Origin of the sequence: Dyadobacter sp. OTU695 (assembly GCF_038440355.1) — a bacterium.
In the GTDB taxonomy this organism is placed as follows: Bacteria; Bacteroidota; Bacteroidia; order Cytophagales; family Spirosomataceae; genus Dyadobacter.
The window spans coordinates 55,455-74,827 of record NZ_JASATN010000023.1 but is presented as its reverse complement, the minus strand read 5'-3'; the positions used below and the strand labels follow the sequence as shown (position 1 = coordinate 74,827).

Below are 19,373 nucleotides of genomic sequence, written 5' to 3'. Positions count from 1 at the left end.
TTGCCTGATTAGTTGCACCTTTCTATTTTGCGTTAAAGATAAATTACCGTAGGCATGATTTTTTTTATCGTAATGTAAATTCGTCGCTATATTTGCCGAAACACTTATTATTCTAAACTCAAACAATCTCTAGTATGATGAGAAAAATAATTTTCTTTGCTTGGATCGCGCTGGCTGGTTTAACAATGGCCTGCGAGGGTGAAAAAGGTGATGTAGGACCAGCAGGGCCTAAAGGTGATAAGGGTGATGCTGGCGCCAAAGGTGATACCGGTGTCGCGGGTAAAGACGCTCTGGGAGCAAGAGTTGTAACAACTGGTGCTGTAAAATCCGACGCGGGCGGCTATACGTTCGGTATTAGCAATATCACCAAAGAAGATAGTACTTTTTTATCAACGTGCGGAGTCCTGGTGTACATCAAAAGTCAAAACTGGTGGTGGAATATACCCGGAAAAGTTGATTTTGGAAATGGCAAAACCAGTACTTTCGAATTCAAACAATCTCTTCGGACAAAGACATTTTTTGTTGACATCCGTCCTGTTTCATGGTCGGAAGATCAGCAAACTGCGCCTGCCAGAGATTTTGAAGCGATTCGTATAGTGCTGGTTCCTACGGAGAAATTTAGAAGATCCAGCGCGGAAATTAACTGGAGTAATTATGATGAGGTAGTTAAGGCACTCGGCATTAAAGAGTCGGATATCATCCAAAGCGACCTATAAATTTACTTATGATACGATAAGAACGAAGCTGCCCTCGACAGGCAGCTTTTTTCTTTGCCCGATTTCGTGATTTTTGCAACAAAGAAAGTTTTAATTGCCCCCTGCCAAGAAGTTGCAAAACGCCATAACTTTTATTTTTGAAATTATACTATTTTCGAAACAAATATTGTTAGGACGATTGTTATCTAACAGTGATTTGTACTTTTCCGGGCTTAGGCCTTCTTACCATATTTCCTTTTTTCGTGATGAATACCAAAAAGTCTTCAAAAACGAGCTCACCTGACGTGGTTTTGATTGGGGCAGGCATTATGAGCGCTACGCTCGGGGTTCTACTGAAAAAGCTTAATCCATCCATTACCATTTCGGTTTTCGAACGCCTCGACCGCGTGACTGCGGAGAGCTCAGATCCGTGGAATAATGCCGGCACAGGCCATTCCGCATTCTGCGAGTTGAACTACACACCACAGTTGCCCGACGGCTCCATTGAAACCAAAAAAGCCGTCAAGATCGCCGAGTCGTTCGAAGTGTCGAAAGAATTCTGGGCGTACCTGGTGGAAAATGGTGTGATCGATTCGCCTGATACATTTATCCACAATATTCCCCATTTGAGCTTTGTTTGGGGTGAGGAAAACGTGGAGTATCTCCGCAAACGCTATAAAGCTTTGACAAACCATCACTTGTTCCAGGGAATGGAATATACCGAGAACAAGGATACGATCGAAAGCTGGATACCGCTCGTCATGAATGGCCGTGATGCCGATGAAAAAGTGGCGGCGACCCGCATGGAGCTCGGCACCGACGTCAATTTCGGTGCGCTGACGAAAGCTATGTTCGATTACCTCGAAAAGCAGGACGGTGTCAATCTGTTTCTCAACTATGAGGTCGACGATCTTTCGCGCAAGAAGGACAATTCCTGGCTGATCGAGGTGAAAGACAGGGCTACTAAAAAGGAGAGCAAGGTCAGCGCTAAGTTCGTTTTCATCGGTGCGGGAGGCGGCTCTCTGCCGTTGCTGGAAAAGTCGAATATCCCCGAGGGCAAGGGCTTCGGAGGTTTTCCCGTGAGCGGGCAATGGCTGGTGTGCAACAAGCCGGAAATCATCGAAAAACACCAGGCGAAAGTATATGGCAAGGCTTCGGTGGGCTCACCGCCGATGTCGGTACCTCACCTGGATACCCGCATTATTGACGGCAAGAAAGCATTGCTTTTCGGGCCTTATGCAGGGTTCTCGACTAAGTTTTTGAAAAATGGCTCTTACCTGGACCTTCCGCTTTCCATTAAGCTGAATAATATAAAGCCGATGCTGGCCGCAGGTCTGCACAACATTCCGCTGACCAAATATCTGATAGACCAGGTAAGACAATCGCCGCAGGACCGTCTGGAAGCTTTGAAAGGTTATTTCCCGGAAGCAAAACTGGAAGACTGGGATCTTGAAACGGCGGGTCAGCGCGTTCAGGTGATCAAAAAAGATAAAAAGGCTGGCGGTGTGCTCGAATTTGGCACCGAAATGGTGACTGCCGCAGATGGTTCGCTGGCCGCATTACTGGGCGCTTCTCCGGGAGCATCTACTGCGGTATCGATCATGCTCGACCTGATCCACCGCTGTTTCGCGGAAGCCAAATCTCCCGAATGGCAGCGCGAATTCAAGAAAATCATCCCTTCTTTCGGCAAATCGCTATCCAAAGAAAAAGATCTGGCCGCCAAAACCCGCGCCTGGACTACCGAGGTCCTGCATTTAAGCGCCTCGCACATGGAAGAAGAAGTGACTGCCTGAATTTCAGATTAATCGAATATTAAAGCCCTGGATATGTTCCGGGGCTTTTTACTTATGCTACAAATACTTCGGAAAGATTGATCGCGGAATAAGGGACATGCCGTTTCAATCCACAACATCTCCCATTCAATCAACAACAGGTTAAAATGCCAACGACCTCAAGAAACGCAAACCATCAACCGCGATCGACTCGCGTGAGGGTTCGACCTGGCGCCATATTGACGCGGCTTTGGCAATTACCTTCACGTCTGGGGTAAACGATTCGATAACAATATCGCCCTGGTAGTGGATATGGTCCAACGCGGCGAAAATACGGTCCCAGTTGATCTGGTCACCACCGGGAGTACCGCGGTCGCTGCCGGAAGCATGCAAAAGGCCCAGTCTGTTACCTGCTTTCCGAATGGCCAGCGCCGGATCCTTTTCTTCCAGGTTCATGTGAAAAGTATCGAGGTGCACCTGTAAGGCGTCGCTGCCGACGGTTTCGATCATCCGCAATGCCTGGTCACAGGTATTGATAAAATCGGTTTCATACCGGTTCAGGGGCTCGATAGCAAGTTTCACGCCGTGCTGCGAGGCAAAATCAGCCAGTGTTTTAAGATTACCTGCGACAAGCTCCCATTGCCTGCGTTTCTCATCGTCGGGAACGAACTCGGCACGACCTACCGCAGAATAAACAGGGCCCGCTACGAGCTTACTTCCAAGCACCGGCGCTATACGTATAAGCGCCTCTACGTACTCGATAGCGGTGACCTGATCCTTACGTGTAGCACGCAGGTCGCGCCCCGGACCCGTAGCCGCACACACCGACCGGCATTCAAGATCGTTCTCGTCCAATGCTTTTCGAACGAATTCCGGATCGATATTGGCAGGATCTTCTAATGCTATTTCAACAAAATCGAAACCCCACGCTTTGAACTGTGGGAAAAACGAGGTGCTTTCATTCGTGAATGGTGAAGAAAACAGATAGGTATTGATACCAAACTTCATCAGTGCTTACTTCCCTTTTTGCTGTGTGAAAATGCGTACGCCCTTTTTGTTTCCCGTGACGATATCGAGCAGGCCGTCGCCGTTCAGGTCTTCGACGGTGACGTGCAGGCCTACACCCGAATTGTCATCAATATCGTGCCTGATCCAGGTAGGGACTTTGCCGGGTTTGTATTCAAACCATGAAATAAATGCAGGTTCGAACTCTCCCGGATCATTGCCATTATGTGCGAAATAGCGTTTACCGGTGATAAAATCGGGATGGCCGTCCCCATTCAGGTCTTTCAGCGCCAACCCGTGTGTCTGCGAAATGGTTTTATCGATGTCGTGATGGATCCATACCGTCTCCTTCCCTTCTTTCTTCTGCTCGTGCCACCAGATTCCATAATTATGCGCCGAAGCGCTGAGTACGTCGTTCAGACCGTCGCCATTCAAATCCAGCACATACATTTGTGAACAATCCTGCCCCAGATCGGCCGGGTGAAATTCCCAGTCTTTGTCTTTGGGATGTTTGGCAGGCCCGTCCGCCGGACCTTCCCACCAGCCGCTCCTCACGAGCACATCTTTACGGCCATCACTATTGACATCGCCATAACCGATTCCATGCGTGTACATATGCGTGGAGTTGTTGGGGTCGTTGCTGATCACATATTTTTCCCAGGCCGTTTCCCCTTTTTTGGAAGGACTTTTCAGCCAGATCACTTTCTTACCCGTCGGGTCATTGCAAAGCAGGTCCATCCTCCCGTCGCCGTCGATGTCTACCAATTGCGGTGATTCATTCCCTACCGAAGAATAAATAGTATGCATCGGCCAATGTCCCTCTTTGTTATGCGGGTTTTCATGCCAGGCGGCAGCCTTACCAGGCCAGTCGATGCGAATAAGGTCTATCCATCCGTCCTGGTTCACGTCCATCGCAAAATCCAGGAACGAATTGCTGTAACTTCCATTTACAATAAAGGAATCGGGCTTCGCCAGCTCGTGCGCTTTCCAGCTGGGCGCTTCAAACCAATAGGCCCCCGAAAGAATGTCTTTTTTGCCATCCTTATTCACATCGCCCATCGCGGCACCTTCCGCGATGAATCTTTTGGTAAGATCCGTTTTTTTAAATGTAATAGCCGATCCTTTCTTCGCTTTTGTCTGCGCATTTGCATTTGTCCAGGCAAAGACTACAATATTGATCAAACAAAGCCATTTCAAAACTCTTCCCGTTAACAACATCGGATTTATGGTTTAGGATTAATACTTAAATATCATTTTACTCCCAGCAGATAGTCGAGCAGTGCGTAAAAGTCCTTTTCAGGGATGATATTCCGGAACTGGTCGGGCATTAAAGTGTATTTGGACGCCCGGTACTCCTTCATATCGCCTTTTACCACTGAAAACTCCTGCCCTGTCATATCCGCAAACACGATTGTTTCTCCTTCGGTCCTACGATACAAGCCGGTAAGGGTCTTTTCATTTTTCAATGTGATATTATAAGTACGAAATGCCTCAGTTATATTCCTGTTAGGGTCAAGGATTTTTTGGGTTAATGCCTTATGTCCCCAGTTTCCGATGCCGTCGAGCTGCGGACCGACGAGCCCGCCGGAGCCCTGAATCTGATGGCAGCCGCTGCAATTCTGCACAAAAATCATTTTTCCCGCCTCTGAAAACGTGTTCGCCGGCTTGAAATTCGCAATGCGCGCATCGATGAGCTTCTGGCGTTCCTCGCGTTCCCTCGCTCCGGCTGTCAGCAATTGCCGCATTTGTGTTTGCTGGGAAGCGTCTGCATTGTGGGTGAGCCGCTCCTGCACCGGCACTTCGGTAGCGATATCGGCCGCGAGCTCTTCTTCTTTGAATGCATTCAACAAATAACCGATGCCTTCCGAAGTATTGGCCAGTACGGTTGCGATCACGATTTGAAGATTCCTTGCACCGCTTGCCAGTTGGTTTTTCAACGTTTCATACACGGAAGGCGACGATGCCTGTCCCATCGAAACGGCCAGCTTTTCCTTTAAAGCGGGCAGCTCCGCAGGATCATTGAAAATACCCGACAGAACATCCACATTTTCCTTCGAATCGATGTTCATCAACGCGCCTGCGGCAACGCTTCGCACCGTATAGTCCATCCATTTGGTTTGTAAAATGCTTCTCAATGCAGGCTGAAGGGATCTGATGCGATATTCCCCTGCAATCTCAGCGGCTGTAATCCTCTGCTCCGAGATGGTGGACGGACCTTTTTCGGGAATAGTAACAACCGCCGGTTCAAACTGCCCGATGCCCACTGAGCCCGTCTGCGAACTATCCACTGCCTCGATATACCCCATTTGCCCTTCATATCCGGCCAGATTGAACGTCGCATTCCGGATAAGCTCTTTGAACTGCATGGCTTCTGCCTGATTGACCCGATATTCTGCGACTATCTTTCCGGTGTCGGCCAGCCGGATTTTCACGGAGTTTTTCGAAATACCTTTTTTCTCCGCCCGGTTGTGCACATCGTTATCAAATACATTCATTTTCAAGGTCGACGGCAACTTGAACGGCACCGAATACAAAGCAGACTGCGGGCCATAACCCCCTTTTTCACTCAGAACGATACGAAATGCAGGCATTACATCTGTCAGGAACCGATCGGAAACCGTCCAGGAGTTCACCGGATCCGCATTCTTGGCTATTTTCCTAATTTTCCAGGTTTCAGTTTCGGCACAAATATTGGTCAAAAATTTTCCCGCAAGCTGTTCTCCCCAGGCAACCATTTTTGGGCTTGGAGAAGCCCCGCTTTGCCGGATACCCGCCTGAATCGTCCCATAAAGCGATAGTTGTTTTTCCGGTTCGTTGACAAACTTTGCATTGATCAGGTCAATAACCTTTTCGATCTGATAGGGTCCGGCAAGACGGCCGATATATTCGAGATTGTTCAAAAGGTCTTTGGGATCCTGCTCATGGGTCAGTGTGTAGTCAAGCACAAACGCCGCGCCAGCGGAAGACGGCACATCGAGTAATGCCTTGTTCAGCAACGCCAATTGGCTATCGGTCCATTGCATCGCTGGAACGCGCCACATTACACTGGTATTTTTCAGATTATTCCGCAAACCCAGCAATGCGGCATAGCGTAAATGTGTATCCTCCCGGGGCGTTTTTTCATACAAATCCATAAGCAATCCAATGTTTTCCGACTTAGGAAACCGAGTCAAAACTTCTGCCGCCGTCCGTCGGATAAATGGATCGCCGCTTTTCAATGCTACCTTCACCCGTTGGTAGTGCGCGTCGCTAATAGCATTGCGTTCGCTCAGAATTCGCAGTGCGTGGATTTGCACGATCGGTTCTTTACCTGCCAATACATGATCAAGCATCCGATCGTCGAGCGCGCCGAGGCGGTGTAAGATCCATAGTGCATGGGTGTAAGAAGGCGCGTCAGTATGATCTGCCAGGAGCCCCTTCACCGGCTCGACTGCCTTCTCTTTCCAGGTGTCCACAATGCGGTCGGCTACTTTAAGGCGTGTGTTCAGCTGCGGATGTTTAAGCCCCTGCAAAAGCTGGGCGATTGTTGCCCTCGACCAGTCGGTGACCGGCAAATTATCATGCGGCTCGGTTCCTTTGTAAGTTACTTTCCAGATTCGCCCGCTCACACGGTCACGGCCGGGGTGGTTCAGGGCAACTTCATAGTGCCCGATGATCCGGTTATAAAAATCGGCAATGTATAAAGCTCCATCCGGCCCTACTTTAATATCTACCGGCCTGAACCACGGATCTTTGCTGATCAGCAGCGGCTCTTCCTTTTTCGAAGAAGGTGTCGAGCCGTTGAAAGTGACGGTATTCCGGTCAATGCGACAGGTAACGACGTCGCCGGTGAAGAAACTGCCGCGGTACCTGGCCGGAAACTGCGTTCCGGTATAATAGACAAGTCCGGCCAATGCCGTCGAGCCCAGATCGTACGTCATCATTGCCGGTGCAAAACCCAACCCGACGGGCGATTTCTTTCCGAAATGAGGATATTCCCCGCCAAAAATCAGCTGCGTAATCGGTTTGGTATGACAATCTACCGAGTACAAATAGCCTCTCTCGTCATATGCGTATCCAAACGGGTTCACGCGCCCGAAGGTCGTTTGTTCGACGTGGCTTCCATCCATTTTCACCCTGAATGTGTTCCCGGAGGTCATCCGTATCGAATCACCGTCCGTTCCAGCAATATTCGAAACGTTGGAAAACCCATGGCATACGTGCAACCAGCCGTCGTACCCGCGCATGAGGTTGTTGACCATCCCGTGCGTATCCTTGTGCCCAAAGCCGCCAAGCAATATTTCCCTGCTATCAACCTTGCCATCGTTGTTATTATCCTTTAAATGATACAGGTTTGGGATGCTATACGCGATCGCGCCATCTGCCACGGGCATAATACCGATGGGAATATTAAGATTGTCGTCGAAACGGGTGAAGGTATCGGCCCGCCCATCGCCGTTCTTGTCTTCCAGGATCGTAATGCGGTCCGTTCCGTCACTTTCGCCCGCCGCCACAGGGTATTCCGACGATTGGGTCACCCACAACCTTCCGCGGTCGTCGAATTCCATGTTCATCGGTTTGGTAATATCAGGCTCGGAAGCGAAAAGCGTTACCTCGAAGCCCTCGGGCAGCACAAAGCTAAGGCGCTCTTCTTCCGGCGTTTTGAAACCGGAGGTCCGGATGTGCTCGGCATAAATGTCCGTTTCTGCCTGTTGGGGCGCATTCTTAACGGTAACATTCTGACCAGATTTTTTGAGAGGTTTGCAGCCTTGTGGATAAAACAGCAGGGAAGCGGTCAGCAATGACAGACCGATCCTGAAAGTACTTCGGAATGGCGGCATACGATCGAAGAGGAAAGCAGGGTTAAGGAATTTCGTTGAATAGGTATTGTTAACTAAACCCGGAAAGTCGGTAATTTTACTATGATAATTAGGATTTAAATTAGAAACCGGGCTATCGTGCGCGTTACCGACAACACAATAGCCCGGAGCCGGATTATCAATATTTTACAAAATGAGTGCGTTCGGTACTACCGTCGCGGTATTCGACTTGCAAGATGTAATTGCCGGGTTTGAACCCGGTAAGGGGCACATTAGTTTGCTTCGAATTCAGTGCCATCCCTCCATCACGGACAATCCGGCCGGCCGCATTCAGTATCCTGACTTTAACTACCTTCGACCAGTCCTTCAGATCAACTTCAAGCCGGTCGACAGCGGGATTTGGGAAAACCGCCAGCTTGCCGCCGGCCCATGATACCTTTTTCAACTGGCTGAATGCAAAAGTGCCATCCCGGTCGGCCATTTTGAGCCGGTAATAGTTTTCTCCCGCAAATGGATCGCCGTCCGTGAAGTTATAGGACACCTGGCCTCTGCTCTCTCCCGTAGAGGCTACACGCCCGAGCGGCTGCCACCCTTTTGCATCCTTGCTACGCTGGACTTCAAAGAAATCGCTGTTTGTTTCGAAGGAAGTTTTCCAGGTCAGCTTCACACCCTTCTCTTCCTTTTCGGCATCGAAGGCGACAAGTGTTACCGGCAATGCGCTTTGCCCGTTCACGAGCGTGAGCATACGGATGTCAAGGTCGGCTACGTCCTTTGAAACATAATGCATCCCTAAATCGCGTGTGCTGCCGGTCATGGTCACAAATGCCGACTGATCCGACCAGGAATTAGCGAGTTCCAGCAGCGATTCCGTATTTCCATTCAACTGGGAAGGAGCATAAATGATCCCGAGGCTCCCGTGAAAATTGACTGGCTTGTTAAAAACAAAGGTCTTTTTGATGCTTGGATTCGGAGCACCGGGCACCGCGGTGTGAGTAACTTGAAGCGAGTAATCGTCGCCCAGGTTGAGACCTTCGGTGGGTACCAGTACCAAGCTGTCGACCGAGAAGACCGTACCGATATTCACAAACAAGCTGTTGCCCGTCACGAACTGGGCATGAGCGGCCAGCTTTGTCAGAAAGAAAACAAGCCCAAATGTTAAAGTTTTAATATTCATAACGATTGTGGTAGATGTGTGAAAAAGACTAATTCCTGGAAAGCAATATCCCGTTTCGTTTGGGTTTCCGGCGCCGTTCCGGAAGTATAGCCCGCTGCCAAAGAGGACCTCCCGGCTTTTGTCGCGTCCAGACCGATGCCGTTAAAACCCTTACCCAAAAACCGGATAATACCCTTTTCATGAACCATTTGAAAGTATGGATTACGTCATCGTCGTCATTAAAAAGAGGAGCGTAAACGGGCTGCTTTCCGTTTGTATATCATAGTGTATGGCTAGTGTTTACCTTTTGCTGACCAGAACCCGTCTGCCTTTCAACGGTCTGTCCCGAATGGCTATTTGTGCTTTTAGTGAAGCTATTTCCTCCCGCAAATCGCTGTTGATCTGGTCCATTTTTCGGATCAATGCCTGAATGGCTATCAAATTCACCCCGTCAAAATCCGCCTGGTTGATCGTCGTGTCCGTACCGATGGTGCCATATACATCCTGTCCGAATGCTTTATAGAAATCCTGCGCCATCGGGCCGTAGTGCCGTAATTGTTTCGGATCCTGGCCTTTGTAGTTCCAGGATGTGAGGTTCATTTTACTGATCTTTTGAAGGAACTCTTCGCCGTCGACGGGCGCGAAATTTTCTTTTTTATTCACGTCGGAAAAAACCTGCCAGGCATTTCCATTGGATGGAAGCAAGACTCCGATAGTAGCCATATCATCCGTATACAATCGATATCCTCCTGTAAATGCGATGGTCATTTGATAATTAAGGTTGCTCTTGATCAGCGTGTTTCCATAGCCCAAAACAAAGGACCCTATTTTGCTGTTGGTGGAGCCGTTTCCTATCGCGACAGAGTTACCCGCGTCTGCAATCGCGCCAACTCCCAAAGCAACAGCATTGAGTCCGCTTGCTTTGGATTGGCTTCCATGCGCAAATGAATAGTCACCAAAAGCTTTACAGCCAATTCCAACAGCAAGCGCCCCTGAACCACTTGTGGTATTTTGCAGGCCAATTGCGGCCGCTGCCCGTCCCATAACCGAATTCTCGTAACCCGAAGCGAAAGAGTACAATCCTATATTAGGAGAATCGAAATCACTTTTCCCTTCCCTGAATCCTCCCGTTCGTAAGGCTCCCTTATCGTAAATCCATTTTAAACCAAACTGAATTGAATCAGTAAATGGTAACTGAGGGTCGTAGAATGGGTCAAATATGGGATCGTAATTTTTGGTCGTGGACATTATTGCCCCATCGTGTACATGCAGCTTCGCCTGTGGCGAGGTCGTCCCGATTCCCACCTGCGCTTCCGAGGTAAAGGCCACTAAACTAAGGACAACAGCACCTAATGCAAGCCATCCCAATTTTTTGTTTTTTTTCATTGTGCGTGATTTGTAAGAGTTTGACATTGGACATCATTAAAATGCCCGAATGTCAACCTATTGACCCACAATCGCACTGATCGATACCCAAGTGGCACTTTGTGTTTATTTACCGGAACGCACCATTTAAGTTTATCCCTGAATCGGTAATGTTTCGCTGTCGTGTCAAAGAGTAGCTTATGCCCTTCATTTTCCAGCTAGTATGAGATGCTGCTTTGGGGTCTCCCGTATACGTTTCTTCCTTTTCCCTACGGCAGATTGAGCCTCTCCCAACTGAGCCTTAATTTTTACGATCTCTGCACTCATCTGTTCCATCTTTCGGATCAACGCCTGGATAGCAATCAAATTCACCCCGTCAAAATCCGCCTGGTTGATGGTCGTGTCCGTACCAATCGTACCATATTCATCCTGTCCGAATGCTTTATAGAAATCCTGCGCCATCGGGCCGTAGTGCCGGAATGATTTCGGATCCTGGCCTTTATAATTCCAGGAAGACAGCTTCATAACGCTGATCTTTTTCAAAAAATCCTCCCCGTTTACAGGTACAAAGTTTTCTTTCCTATTTTGATCCGAAATAACAGACCAGGAGCTTCCTCCTGGACCCATTACCAGTCCCAGCGAAGAATTGTTATTGGTATACAGCCTATACCCCCCGGAAAACCGCATAATCATTTGATTATCAGTTATACTTTTTGTAGAACCCCCGCTATTATCCCCAAAAATAAAACATCCGCTGTATCCATTGGTCTCGACCTGGCTCCCCATGGCGACGTTGTGGTGTCCAATTGCCTTAACTTGCACGCCATGAGCAAAAGAAGAACTTCCAATTGCTACAGCCTCCTGGCCACTTGCGAAAGAACCCCGGGTTGCAGCGAAAGTTCTTATCCCAAATGCACTGCATGCTTCACCTGAGGCGGTCACTTCAAATCCCGAGGCAAATGAGTAATTTCCTATGGAGGTCTTGTCCAACCCAGTCTGTCCTACCCTTTCGCCCAAAAAGCGCACGGCACTTTTATCCTGGAACCATTTCATTTTGAACTCGATGGGATCCTGCTCTTGCGAATAAGGATTGTTTTCAGGCCCTACTGCGTCGCTTGTTCCCAGTAGTGCTCCATTGTGTACATGTAATTTCTCCTGCGGCAACGTCGTTCCGATCCCCACCTGCGCTTCCGAGGTAAAGGCCACTAAACTAAGGACAGCAGCACCTAATGCAAGCAGTCCCACTTTTTTGTTTTTTTTCATTGTGCGTGATTTGTAAAAGTTTGACATTGGACATCATTAAAATGCCCGAATGTCAGCCAATTGCCCTACAATCACATTCATCGATACCCAAGTGGCAAACCACGTTTATTTACCGGCGTTCACGGCTTGCAATCGTAACGCCCCCCTCCCGCCCGACCCCGGTTCGCCATTGGCGCAAAAGTCATGAATTCTCCCCCGTTCTGTAATGCAATGGCTTGCTGCTGTTAGATGTGTAGCGCCGCGATTCATTCTTTTCAGCCTTCGATGAACGGGCTCCGGGCTTTATCTACAATGCCCGTCCCAGCGGACCAGGTAACATTTAAACAATTTCCCCACACCTTCAATCGTAACGTAGACAAGTATACGCTCACTCCGATTACCGATGCTCAGGCACACTCCGGCGAACGTCTTGTGCTGACTGCTCCCTAAATCCCGATTTATTTAAAAATTTGCCCGATCTGTTCAATATGCACACCGAGTACCTTTTGTGCGATGGCATTCAGTGCCGCTTTGTCGCCTTCGAAATGGAATGTGCTCTGGCGATGTGTGATCGACTCGCCCTCTTTCAACGCTTTTACCGAAGAATTCGATTCCAGCTCGTAAAACGGCCCCATTTGCGTGCCATCGTCTAGTTTTCCGTCATTATAAGCATTCAATGCGTCACCGTTGTAAGGGTCCTCGTGCAGCTCCCAGGTCGATTTCATGTATTGGCCCTGCGGGTCGAGGTCGAATTGAATGATCGTTAGAATGCCTTTTTCCGCATCATAGCTTCCCGCCACATTCCGGGCCGATTTGGGGGCGATACCGATCTTGCTCCGGTGCTTGCCGTCGGCTTTAAGAAATAAGGTAGAGTCTTTCATTACGAGCCTATTGGCAGGTATTTTACCAAAATAATCGTCGGTAATAAGTGGCTTATCGGATAATGCTTTTGAAAAAGGTGCGATAATGGTCGTCTGGTCCGACGGCCGGAACATACCCAGCAGCCAGATCCCCAGCATACCGCTTTCCGGTTTCCATGCTTCATCCTGGTTGGTGATTGCATTAACGGAGCGGTAAGCAACGGCTTTCACGCCATTTAATTCAGGTAAATCGAGCAGATCGGCTATGTTCTGCTTTGTCAGCATGTGAATCTTGCGGCTGATCCCGATGACAAACATTTTGCCCGAATAATTCTCGATCATCGCATTGATCTGAAACTTCACCGACGAAGCATCCGACTCCACGACTTGATAGGCAACCGTATCGATCAGTGCAGGCGTCTGCCAGTTTTCAAATTCAAAAGCTTTCCCTTTTTTGAAATACACCGAAAACTGCCCGCCCTCGGGAGAGAGCCAGAAACGTTCTTCCCCGCCGAAACCATTCATATGCGGCTGGTATTGCCCGTTTTCGATGAGCCCGTAGTTGATCCAGCCATAACTGTTGCCCTTGTCGCCATTGGCAGTGCTGGTCATGACGCGTCCCTGGTATGCGGGAATGATAATGGCCTGTGCATCGGCATTATCCGGCGCCGATAGCACGACGGCTTCTTTGTGTTTCTTTAAAAATGCCAGGTCGTAGCCAAAAGTACCGGCTGCCTGCGTTTGTTCTGTTTCCAATTTGTCGCTTTTGTTGTTCGTCGAACAGCCCGCAGCGATCATTGCCGCAAGAACGACCGGATAATACGCTTTCATGGCTATTCCTTCAAATAGTTACCATAACCGACGATCAGCACCGAGAGAATGATCACCAGAATGCCGGTAACAATCGTCGTAATCGTCTTTTTAGTTACTCCTTTCCACTCTTTGAGGGCTAGTCCCCACGAATTCGCAACCAGAATAATGAAAGCCATGTGCAGGATCCAGGAGCTAGGCCCGTTACCCAACTTGCTCTCTCCCATGCCGTAAAAGAAGAATTGAAGGAACCAGGTGGTACCGGCCAATGCTGAAAAAATATAGTTCGACAGCAAGGGCGTAGACGAATCGGTGTAGTTGCCGAAGGTTTTATTGCGTGCATTGAGGAGCATACACCAGATGAAATTGGTGGTAAGCCCGCCCCAGAGGATCACGACATAAGTGACATTGTTTTGGAATAAAAACTCGCCTTCGCCGGGATTCGCCGCTTTCCATACCTCGTTCGCTTCCTGTGCCATCACCTTACCGGCGTCGATCCCGAATGCGAAACAGGCGCTGAGAATACCGGAAATAATAGATACCGTTAAGCCGAGGCCTATTTTAAACTCGGTATTGTCGGCTGCCACGTGGCCTGTCTTTCGCAGATCACCGTCTTTCATCGCGCCGGCTTTACCGCAGATGATGATCCCGATCACGCAGACGAGCAACCCCAGTAATACCATTTGCCCCCAACTTTCGCTGAAAAGCATTGAAATCGTGTCCTTACCGGGCTGGGGGTTGAATTCGTAATACACCGAGGGGATCAATGCACCAAAAACGGAGCAAAGCCCCAGGATGATCGAGCTTCCGAGCGCGACGCCCAGGTAACGCACGCCCAACCCGTATGTGAGGCCGCCTATGCCCCAGAGCACGCCGAAAAAGTAAGTCAGAAAGAGAATGCCGCCATTGGTGTGGGCGATGATTTCCGTGTAACCCGGAATGGTCAGGTAAGCCGCAAGGGGTGGGACGATCAGCCAGGAGAAAAGCCCGCCGACGATCCAGTACGATTCCCAGGCCCAACCTTTAACTTGTTTGTAGGGAATATAAAAACTGCCGGAGGCGAAGCCACCGATGAAATGGAAGATAACACCCAGAAGAGCTTGCATGAATAATTTTTGAATTTTATCATGTAAGGGCGTTCCTCCGGGTATCTACTGGAAGACAGGAAAACTCTTTAAATCAGCATTTTTTTCATTCGCCAACGACAACCTTCCTGACAACCCGGCTGTTACCGGCTTTCAACTCCACCAGATACAATCCCGCCGGCCAATGCGCAGTAGATATCTGCTGCACCTCGTTGGCACGGATGCCACGGTTCCGGAGCATTCGTACGCCTCCTGCTGTGAGTACATCGAATGTGCCCGTTCTGGAAGAATAGACTTTGAAAAAATCCACCGAAGGATTAGGGAATACTTTTACTTCACCTCCATTGCCCGGCTCTACACCCGTAATCGACACCGGCAGGATGTTGGTCAGCAAACGCACGCCCCCTGCATTGTTTCCGATCGCGACGTCGGGCTTTTTGTCGCCGTTCAGGTCGGCGACGGCCAGAGAAAGGTAGTTTCCGAAATTGACATCCCCTGGCTTGCCGTTCAAGCTCACAATAGTGCCGGCACGCTCGGTCCATTTGCCCCAATCGGCATTATGGAAGACCCGGATCGTCCCGGTGTGATCCACTGCCGCAAGGTCGGGCTTGCCGTCGAGATCGAAATCGGCAACGGCTACCTGCGGGAAGCGGCCGGCGAAATTAATGCCTACGCCCGCAAACGAGTCAGTTTCGAGTTTGAATGCATATTGTTTGTTGGTTCCTGTGTTGGTATAATAATAAATGTTGCCCTGGGTTTTGCCTGTAAGCAGGTCGAGGTCGCCGTCGTCGTCGGCATCGTAGAAATAGGGCGAGTCGCCGGTTTGCAGTTCCGCTGGTAATGCTATCGTGACCGCATCGGCGATATCAAGCTGTACCGCGCCACTGTTTGTTCCTTTGTTAGGAATATAGCGGTATTCGAGTTTGAGGTTGGATGTAGCAGTAGCTGCAAACCCAAGATCTGCGACGCCATCGCCATTAAAATCCGCCCATTGCGGTTTGATATTGTAGACAGAAAGCTTTGAAAGCAGTTGAAGATAGTCCTGCGATTCTACGCTGAAATCGGGTGCGGCGGCAGTGCCATTGTTTTTCAAGAACCATAAACTTCCTTTAAAACCACCGGTCACCGGCATTCCACTCGTCCCGATGAGCATATCCAGGTCGCCGTCGCCGTCGACATCAAAAAAGGTAGGCACCGCATTTTCTCCGACATCAATCATCTGGTCCTGCAAGAAATTCTTCCGCACAAGTTTGAAAACCGGTTTATCGCTTGTGCCCTCATTGTGGTAATACCAGCCGGAGGATTTAAAATCCGTCAGGTTAATATCATTGGCCGGAATGCTCGGTGCGATGAGCAGGTCTTTTGCGCCATCGAAATCCACATCTTCATAAAAAGCCGCCGGGAAAATATGCATTGAAACCGGGTCCTTGGCGGGATAGGTATTGGTAAAACCCGTGAAATTGGCAATAATACCTTTGGCGGAATTGGGCAGGAAAGAAATATGCTCGTTACTCACGTGGCCGGCCAGGAGATCCTTAGTGCCGTCGCCATTAAGGTCGTGGAGCAGAATGGAGTTGCCCGCATGCAGGATACGCACGGGCGCGGCCAGCCGACCGGAGGGATCTGTAACGACCTCGCAGTTGACGCCTACGACAAAATCTTCCAGATCACCTTTATGAAAGTTGCCCCAGCAATCGCCGTTACGCTGAAAAACCGGGCTGACTTGCGTGCCGAGGCTGTCGCGCACACCGAATTTTTCCATGCTCAGGTTCTGGTGCAACTCGATATAGGTTCCTGAAAAATCGAAGGTCAGCAGGTCGAGATCTCCGTCGTCGTCGATATCCGTAATGGCCGGAATATCGGTACCCGACACCTGCAAGTTGATATTACCCGAAAAGCCTTTGGTATACAAAACATCACGCACGAGCTTCCACGACCAGGCATTGCCTGTTTTGACCTGCCTGTAAACGATAATGCCCAGCGAAGTGCTCGCGAAAAGATCTTTCAGACCATCACCATCGTAATCGGCGAGGATCATCCAGTTGTCGGCCTGGGGGAACAGCGTTTCATAATACGGCGCATGGATGAACGTTTTCTTACCCGCATTTACGGGATCAGGGCCGGCCAGGAATGTGGTAACCTTGCTATTGGTGCGGTCGTAAACTACGAGGTCCTCGTCGGCATCGCTGTTCAAATGCATTTTGAGGTATTGCGACGCGTTGAGTCCGCCGCCCCAGGGATTCGTGATTTTCACGCCGCCGGCCGACACGTTGGTAAGCGTATCGAGCTTAAACCAGGTTTGCTGGGCCAGTAGTTCCGAAGGTTTGTAAAAGCAAATGAGGCAGAGGAAAAAGGAGGTAAATTTGGTTCGCATCGTTGAGGAATAATCTATTAGTTTTGCAGGTTTCTGACGGACGCCGCGGGCTTGTTTGTCTTAAACGTAACGAAATAAGCCAACATAACTTTATAACGACCCGACAATTCATGTATACTTCCATAGAAACGCTTTACGACATATACCGCAAGGGCGCCAAAATTTGCACCGACACCCGCCAGATCAGCGAAGGCTGCATTTTCTTCGCATTGAAGGGTGATAAATTCGATGGCAACCAGTACGCGGCGGAGGCATTACAAAAGGGAGCTGCCTATGCCGTGGTAGACGACCCGAACGTCGTTACCAGCGATCGTTTCATGCTTTTTGCCGATGGCCTCACCGCATTGCAGGACCTGGCGCGGCATCATCGCAAAACACTGGAAATGCCGGTCGTCGCACTGACTGGCTCCAATGGCAAAACCACCACCAAAGAGCTGATCGCAAAGGTGCTTTCGATGAAGTACAACACCTACGCCACGCGCGGGAACCTGAACAACCACATAGGCGTACCGCTCACGATCCTTTCGATCGATCCGGCGAGGCATGAAATGGCGGTGATTGAAATGGGGGCCAACCACCAGCAGGAGATCGCATTGCTCGCCAGTATCGCCCAACCTACGCACGGGCTCATTACCAACATCGGTAAAGCGCATCTCGAGGGCTTCGGCGGGGTAGCGGGCATTATCAAAGGAAAAGGCGAGTTGTTCGACTACCTTTCCAAAAAGAAGGGAACGGTATTCGTGAACTCGACGCAGGATGTGATCATGGATATGGTGAGCAAGCGTCGGGCGTTCGGTGAGATCGTATTCTATTGCTCGGAAAACAGCGCAGTGAACCCAACGCTGATCTCGGAAAACCCTTTTGTAGTATTCAGCAACGGTGGCAAGACGGTAACCACACATCTGCCCGGAAGGTACAATTTCGACAACATTTGCGCCGCACTGGCCGTCGGAAAGCATTTCGGGGTGGACGACGCCGATGCCTGCGAGGCAGTAGCCACCTACGAGCCGGACAATAACCGCTCGCAGATCGTTAAAAAGGGCACGAACACGGTTATCATGGATGCTTACAATGCAAATCCATCCTCGATGGCCGCGGCGGTAGCTAATTTCGGCAGGATGGAAGCGCCCCGCAAGATATTGATACTGGGCGATATGTTCGAGCTGGGCGAGGCGGCAGCGGAGGAGCATCTCGCGCTCGGAAAGCAGATCGCCGGGGAGCATTTCGACATTGTGATTCTCGCAGGAAAACTCATGCAACACGCATTACCGGCTTTGCCAAAGGCCTACTACTTCCCCGACAAGTTCTCACTGCACAACTGGATCATGGATAATCCGCAGGAAAATACACACTTCCTGATCAAGGGTTCGAGGGGAATGTCCCTGGAAACAGTGCTTAGCGTAATGCCCGATAGATAATTTATTATTACAGTTATTATTAGTATAATTATATTGCAAAAATTTATGGCATTATAAGCGCCATTTATAACTTCTACGTTCCTATAAATAAAACTAAATTCATTTAATTAAATCAACTCTTTCCTGGCATAGTACCAGGTTGGGGTTTGACCCATGTACTCATCGTTCGTAGTTTTGTAACACCAAAAAATACAATTTATAAACAAACGAGCAATCATGGCTAATAGACTGTTATCAGTGGGATCGCAATTCCCGGAATTCAAAAAGACATCCGTAGTATCGCTTGAAAAAGGAAACGAATTCTACGATATTACCTCTGAAGACCACAAAAACGCTGAGAAATGGATGGTGATGTTCTGGTGGCCAAAAGACTTCACTTTTGTTTGCCCAACGGAGATTGCCGAGTTCAACAAACACACTGCAGACTTCGCTGACCGTGACACGATCCTGATCGGTGCTTCTACCGACAGCGAATACGTTCACCTGGCATGGCGCAAAAACCACGACGACCTGCGCGACCTGCAATTCCCAATGCTGGCCGATACTTCAAAATCATTGGCAGAAGAATTGGGTATTCTTGAAGCAAACGAGAAAATCGCTTACCGCGTAACTTACATCGTGGATCCACAAGGTATCATTCGCTGGGTAAGCGTTAACGACCTCTCGGTAGGCCGTAACGTACCTGAGGTATTGCGTGTGCTTGATGCATTGCAAACCGACGAGCTTTGCCCTTGCAACTGGCAAAAAGGCGAGGCAACTATCGCCTAACCGACCTTATATGAAGCAGTTCACAGC

13 protein-coding genes are annotated in these 19,373 nt (G+C 49.4%); 4 read left to right on the top strand and 9 right to left on the bottom strand.

Annotated elements, in window-relative coordinates; genetic code table 11:
- Positions 1–134 precede the first annotated feature (134 nt).
- A complete protein-coding gene (locus AAHB90_RS28140; protein ID WP_342088597.1) occupies positions 135–716 on the top strand; it encodes a hypothetical protein in 582 nt (193 codons plus the stop codon).
- Positions 717–943: 227 nt separating this feature from the next.
- A complete protein-coding gene (locus tag AAHB90_RS28135; RefSeq protein ID WP_342088612.1) occupies positions 944–2,488 on the top strand; it encodes a malate:quinone oxidoreductase in 1,545 nt (514 codons plus the stop codon).
- 141 nt (positions 2,489–2,629) lie between these two features.
- On the opposite strand, the gene AAHB90_RS28130 is transcribed toward AAHB90_RS28135, so the two are convergent.
- The 9 genes from AAHB90_RS28130 to AAHB90_RS28090 form a co-directional block, all read right to left on the bottom strand.
- Positions 2,630–3,475, bottom strand: coding sequence for a sugar phosphate isomerase/epimerase family protein (locus AAHB90_RS28130; RefSeq protein WP_342088596.1), 846 nt, complete (start codon positions 3,473–3,475; stop codon positions 2,630–2,632).
- Between the two features lie 6 nt (positions 3,476–3,481).
- Positions 3,482–4,654 carry an FG-GAP repeat domain-containing protein gene (locus AAHB90_RS28125; RefSeq protein ID WP_342088594.1) on the bottom strand — a complete coding sequence of 391 codons (1,173 nt, stop codon included), beginning with the start codon at positions 4,652–4,654 and terminating at the stop codon, positions 3,482–3,484.
- A 68-nt stretch (positions 4,655–4,722) separates the two neighbouring features.
- Complete coding sequence (locus AAHB90_RS28120) at positions 4,723–8,292, bottom strand: PVC-type heme-binding CxxCH protein (protein WP_342088593.1); 3,570 nt, start codon at positions 8,290–8,292, stop codon at positions 4,723–4,725.
- Positions 8,293–8,449: 157 nt separating this feature from the next.
- Entirely contained in the window at positions 8,450–9,445 is a 996-nt protein-coding gene (locus AAHB90_RS28115) for a T9SS type A sorting domain-containing protein (RefSeq protein ID WP_342088592.1), read from the bottom strand.
- A 279-nt stretch (positions 9,446–9,724) separates the two neighbouring features.
- The gene (locus AAHB90_RS28110; RefSeq protein ID WP_342088591.1) at positions 9,725–10,810 is read right to left on the bottom strand and encodes a tail fiber domain-containing protein; all 1,086 of its coding nucleotides are present in this window, start codon (positions 10,808–10,810) and stop codon (positions 9,725–9,727) included.
- 186 nt (positions 10,811–10,996) lie between these two features.
- Complete coding sequence (locus AAHB90_RS28105) at positions 10,997–12,052, bottom strand: tail fiber domain-containing protein (protein WP_342088590.1); 1,056 nt, start codon at positions 12,050–12,052, stop codon at positions 10,997–10,999.
- 437 nt (positions 12,053–12,489) lie between these two features.
- Positions 12,490–13,722 (bottom strand): DUF6786 family protein, encoded by a 1,233-nt coding sequence (locus tag AAHB90_RS28100; RefSeq protein WP_342088589.1) that lies wholly within the window; start codon positions 13,720–13,722, stop codon positions 12,490–12,492.
- A 2-nt stretch (positions 13,723–13,724) separates the two neighbouring features.
- Positions 13,725–14,807, bottom strand: a complete 1,083-nt coding sequence (gene rhaT, locus AAHB90_RS28095) for an L-rhamnose/proton symporter RhaT (RefSeq protein WP_342088588.1) — start codon at positions 14,805–14,807, stop codon at positions 13,725–13,727.
- A gap of 85 nt (positions 14,808–14,892) precedes the next feature.
- Positions 14,893–17,160, bottom strand: a complete 2,268-nt coding sequence (locus AAHB90_RS28090) for an FG-GAP-like repeat-containing protein (RefSeq protein WP_342088587.1) — start codon at positions 17,158–17,160, stop codon at positions 14,893–14,895.
- A 110-nt stretch (positions 17,161–17,270) separates the two neighbouring features.
- On the opposite strand from AAHB90_RS28090, the gene AAHB90_RS28085 reads away from it, so the two are divergent.
- Both AAHB90_RS28085 and AAHB90_RS28080 read left to right on the top strand, forming a co-directional pair.
- Positions 17,271–18,578 carry a UDP-N-acetylmuramoyl-tripeptide--D-alanyl-D-alanine ligase gene (locus AAHB90_RS28085; RefSeq protein ID WP_342088586.1) on the top strand — a complete coding sequence of 436 codons (1,308 nt, stop codon included), beginning with the start codon at positions 17,271–17,273 and terminating at the stop codon, positions 18,576–18,578.
- A 216-nt stretch (positions 18,579–18,794) separates the two neighbouring features.
- Positions 18,795–19,346: a peroxiredoxin gene (locus AAHB90_RS28080; protein WP_342088585.1), complete on the top strand. Its 552-nt coding sequence runs from the start codon at positions 18,795–18,797 to the stop codon at positions 19,344–19,346.
- Positions 19,347–19,373 lie beyond the last annotated feature (27 nt).

Bases quoted from the DNA above. Each gene is read 5' to 3' on its own strand.
- AAHB90_RS28085 (WP_342088586.1), top strand. From the start codon at position 17,271: ATGTATACTTCCATAGAAACGCTTTACGACATATACCGCAAGGGCGCC.
- AAHB90_RS28115 (WP_342088592.1), bottom strand. From the start codon at position 9,445: ATGAATATTAAAACTTTAACATTTGGGCTTGTTTTCTTTCTGACAAAG.
- AAHB90_RS28110 (WP_342088591.1), bottom strand. From the start codon at position 10,810: ATGAAAAAAAACAAAAAATTGGGATGGCTTGCATTAGGTGCTGTTGTC.
- AAHB90_RS28130 (WP_342088596.1), bottom strand. From the start codon at position 3,475: ATGAAGTTTGGTATCAATACCTATCTGTTTTCTTCACCATTCACGAAT.
- AAHB90_RS28120 (WP_342088593.1), bottom strand. From the start codon at position 8,292: ATGCCGCCATTCCGAAGTACTTTCAGGATCGGTCTGTCATTGCTGACC.
- AAHB90_RS28100 (WP_342088589.1), bottom strand. From the start codon at position 13,722: ATGAAAGCGTATTATCCGGTCGTTCTTGCGGCAATGATCGCTGCGGGC.
- AAHB90_RS28080 (WP_342088585.1), top strand. From the start codon at position 18,795: ATGGCTAATAGACTGTTATCAGTGGGATCGCAATTCCCGGAATTCAAA.
- AAHB90_RS28090 (WP_342088587.1), bottom strand. From the start codon at position 17,160: ATGCGAACCAAATTTACCTCCTTTTTCCTCTGCCTCATTTGCTTTTAC.
- AAHB90_RS28105 (WP_342088590.1), bottom strand. From the start codon at position 12,052: ATGAAAAAAAACAAAAAAGTGGGACTGCTTGCATTAGGTGCTGCTGTC.
- rhaT (WP_342088588.1), bottom strand. From the start codon at position 14,807: ATGCAAGCTCTTCTGGGTGTTATCTTCCATTTCATCGGTGGCTTCGCC.
- AAHB90_RS28140 (WP_342088597.1), top strand. From the start codon at position 135: ATGATGAGAAAAATAATTTTCTTTGCTTGGATCGCGCTGGCTGGTTTA.